Consider the following 3449-nt stretch of genomic DNA (forward strand, 5'->3'; position numbering starts at 1 on the left):
GGCGGGGCGTGACGGGGCGCAGCAGGACGGGGCCGACCGACGGGGCCGCCGGCCGACGGGTCTTCACCAAAGATCCGCGAGGACCACCCCCAACAGATCTTGACCCCGACGGGCAGATAGTATGTACCCGCACGTGAGGCCCGGCAGACGGCTTCCCGTTGCGTGCGGCCGCCCTTGAGGCCCCTTCCGCGCCCCCCTCCCGCCTGCCGACACCCGTGGCGCCGTCCGTGACCCCCGACGCCGGACGGGCAGCACCGGGTCGCCGACCCGTCCCGCCCGCACCGCCGCGCGCGGGAACCCCCCGCACCGGACCGTGGCCCCCCGCGGGCCGTTCCCGTGCGCGTCCATCAACGAGTCCATCAACGAAACGTCAGCTCAGGTATTCTCATGCACCCCCACCACGCCGTGATCGACGGCTTCCACTACGGCTGGCTCAACCCGGTCCTGTCCTACCTGGTCGCCTGCACCGGAGCCGCGCTCGGCCTACGCTGCACCGTCCGCGCCCTCGACCTGCCGCCGCGCAGACGGCTCGGCTGGCTGCTGCTCGGCGCCGCCGAGATCGGCTGCGGCATCTGGACCATGCACTTCCTGGCGATGCTGGGCTTCACCGTCAGCGGCTCGACCATCCTCTACAACGTGCCCCTGACGCTGTGCAGCCTGGTGCTGGCGATCGTGGTCTGCGGCCTCGGCATCCTCTATGTCGGCTACCGGCCGCGGAGCCTGAGCACCCTGCTGATCGGCGGCACCGTCATGGGCCTGGGCGTGGCGGCGATGCACTACCTCGGCATGGCCGCGATGCACGTCCAGGGGCAGGTGTCCTACGACACCCTGACCGTGGCCGGCTCGATCGCGATCGCCGTCGCCGCGTCCGCCACCGCGCTGTGGATGACCCTGAACATCCCTGAACATCACCGGCATGCTGGCCTCGCTCGCCTCGGCGCTGATCGCCGGGGTCGCGGTGGTCGCGATGCACTACACCGGCATGGCCGCCGTGTCGGTGGTGCTGGACGGCCGGAGCCCGGTCGGCGGCCTGCCGGCCTCGCAGTTCATCACCCCGCTCGCGGTGGCCGTCCTCGTCCTGCTCTCGCTCGGCGGGATCGCGCTGATGCTGTCGCCGCACGACGCCTCGCTGTCCGGCCTGGACCGCGACCGGCCGGAGCCGGTCCGGGTGCCGCTGTTCGAGCGCCAGGGCTGAAGGCCCCGGCCCCTGCGGACGGGGCTCCGACGCCGAACGGCCCGGCCACGGGTTTCCCGCGGCCGGGCCGCTCAGCGCGCCCGTTCCCCGCTCGATGCCCGCACATGGCGGTGAGGGTGCGCCAGTGACGGGTGTCGAGGTTCGGCGGGGTGCCGTCGAGGACGGCCGCGGCAGAACGCGGAGGTGCGGGGAAGCGGGGAGGCGCACCGGGGCGCGGGCCGGCGGGGCGTGCGACTCCCGAGTGCGCCTGTTCCTCCCGGCGGCCGTCCGCCCGGTCCGGGCCGCCTGCCAGCGGGAACGTCCAGGGGCGTGCACGACCGGCCGCAGGGGCGCGTTCGGACCGTGCCCGAAGGGGGGAACCCACCGCTCCGTGGCCGCGTCGACGGCTGCGAGACGACTCGCGGAGGGGGCCCACCGTGCGCGACCGGGAGCAACGGCAACAGGACCGGCACGACCCGCAGGACCCGCAGGACCGAAGACACCGACCGTACGACGACCCGGCCGCAGCGCCCGCCGACGGGTGGCGGCTGCCGGAGTACGACCACGAGCGGGAGCTGGGCGCCGGCGCCAGCGGCCGGGTCTGGCTCGCGCACCACCGCCCCACCGGCACCCCCGTCGCGATCAAGTACCTGCACGACCCGGCCGACGGCGCCGCGCTGCGGCGGGAGGCGACCGTCCTGGCCCGGGTCGACTCGCCGTACGTCACCCGGCTCTACGAGTACGTGGAGGCCGGGCCGAACGCGGCCATCGTGATGGAACTCGTCGACGGCCTCTCACTGCGCGCGCTGCTGCGGGCGGAGGGCGCCACCACCCCGGAGGCGGCGCTGGTGGTCCTCAAGGGCTCCCTGCTGGGTCTGGCCGCCGCGCACGCCGTCGGGCTCGTCCACCGCGACTACAAGCCGGCCAACGTCCTGGTCGCGGCCGACGGCAGCTCCAAGCTCGTGGACTTCGGCATCGCCGTCCCCGGCGGCGACGCCCGGGACATCTCCGGCACACCGGCGTACCTGGCGCCCGAGCAGTGGACCGGCGCGCCCGCCTCGCCCACCGCCGACGTCTACGCCGCCACCGTCACCTTCTTCGAGTGCCTGACCGGCGCCCGGCCGTTCGACGGCACGACGTCGATCGAACTCGCCGTCCAGCACCTGGAGTCGCCGGTGCCGGACGGGCTGGTCCCGGAGGCCGTGCGGCCGCTGGTCCGGGCCGGGATGGCGAAGCGGCCGGAGGAACGGCCGGCCGGCGCGGTGGAGTTCCTCCAGTTGCTGGAGGCGGCGGCCGCCACCGGCTACGGGGAGCTCTGGGAGGAGCACGGCCACGCCGACCTCGCCGTCCTGGTGGGGCTGCTGGCCGCGCTGCTGCCCCGGAGCGCGGCCGCGGCGCCCGGCGGGGCGCCCTCGCCCCCACTGCAACTCGTCGCCGCCGAGGGCTCGTTGCCGGACCGTTCCGTTCCCCGGGAGGGCGGTGTCGGTGCGGCCGGGACCGGCACTCCGGTTCCGCCGCGCGGGCGGGTCACGCTCGCGGGCCCGTCGCGCCCCGGGCGCTCGCGCCGCCTGCGGCGCACCGGGGCGGTCGCGGGCACCCTCACGATGGCCGTGCTGGCCGGAGTGGCGCTCGCCGGGACGACCCGGTCCGAGGACCGGACGGTGACGGGCAGCCCGATGCTGCGGGTCACCACCACGCTGGCCCCGACGGGCGGCGGGACGGCGACGACGCGGCCGCCCGTGCCGACAGGCCCGGCCTCCCCCGGCGCTCCGAGGTCCCCCTCGTCCTCCCGACCGACCTCCGCCTCCGCCTCCGCCTCCGCGCCGCCCTCCACGAGCCGGCCCGCAGTACCGCCTCCGTTCACGTCCCCCGCCGCGTCCCGGCCGTCCTCGTTCTCCCCGTCCGCGTCCCGGCCGCCCTCGCCCGTTCCCCCGCCGTCGCGCCCGCAGCCGCCGGCCACCGGCACACCGTCCACCGGCACCTCCGCTCCGGCCCCCGCCCCGGACGCCACCTCGTCCACGCCTGCGCCACGGCTCACGGACCGGCCGTCCACCCCCACGTCCCCGGCCGCCACCACCGACCCCTCCTCCCCCACCCGCGCACCGCAACCGTCCACCACGACCTCTCCGCCGCCGGCGCCCACCCGGGTGGAATCGCTGACCGTCGACTCCCTGGGCTGTCTGGACAGCAGCCGCTTCGGCCTCCAGGCGCGGATCACCGTGGTGGCGTCGGGGCCGCCCGGCGCCACGCTGGTCGTCTCCTGGCAGCACCACTC

The 3449-nt window shown here is 76.1% G+C and carries 3 protein-coding genes and 1 pseudogene; 3 read left to right on the plus strand and 1 reads right to left on the minus strand.

From position 1 onward, the window contains the following. Positions 1 to 449: 449 nt before the first annotated feature. The gene (locus VR45_RS49810; RefSeq protein ID WP_234326668.1) at positions 450 to 626 is read right to left on the minus strand and encodes a hypothetical protein; all 177 of its coding nucleotides are present in this window, start codon (positions 624 to 626) and stop codon (positions 450 to 452) included. Here VR45_RS49810 and VR45_RS50945 point away from each other — a divergent pair. From VR45_RS50945 to VR45_RS40555, 3 genes and pseudogenes are all read left to right on the plus strand, one after another. Continuing rightward, positions 595 to 837, plus strand: a pseudogene (locus VR45_RS50945) (MHYT domain-containing protein); the annotation flags it as partial. The gene VR45_RS49810 and the pseudogene VR45_RS50945 sit on opposite strands and share 32 nt — an antisense overlap. 79 nt (positions 838 to 916) lie before the next feature. After that, positions 917 to 1195 carry an MHYT domain-containing protein gene (locus VR45_RS49815; RefSeq protein ID WP_052709749.1) on the plus strand — a complete coding sequence of 93 codons (279 nt, stop codon included), beginning with the start codon at positions 917 to 919 and terminating at the stop codon, positions 1193 to 1195. A gap of 416 nt (positions 1196 to 1611) precedes the next feature. Then, positions 1612 to 3449: serine/threonine-protein kinase (locus VR45_RS40555; RefSeq protein ID WP_052709750.1), on the plus strand; the 1838-nt coding region annotated here is incomplete at its 3' end.

It is taken from the genome of Streptomyces sp. NRRL S-495, assembly GCF_000966955.1.
GTDB classification, from domain to species: domain Bacteria; phylum Actinomycetota; class Actinomycetes; order Streptomycetales; family Streptomycetaceae; genus Kitasatospora; species Kitasatospora purpeofusca.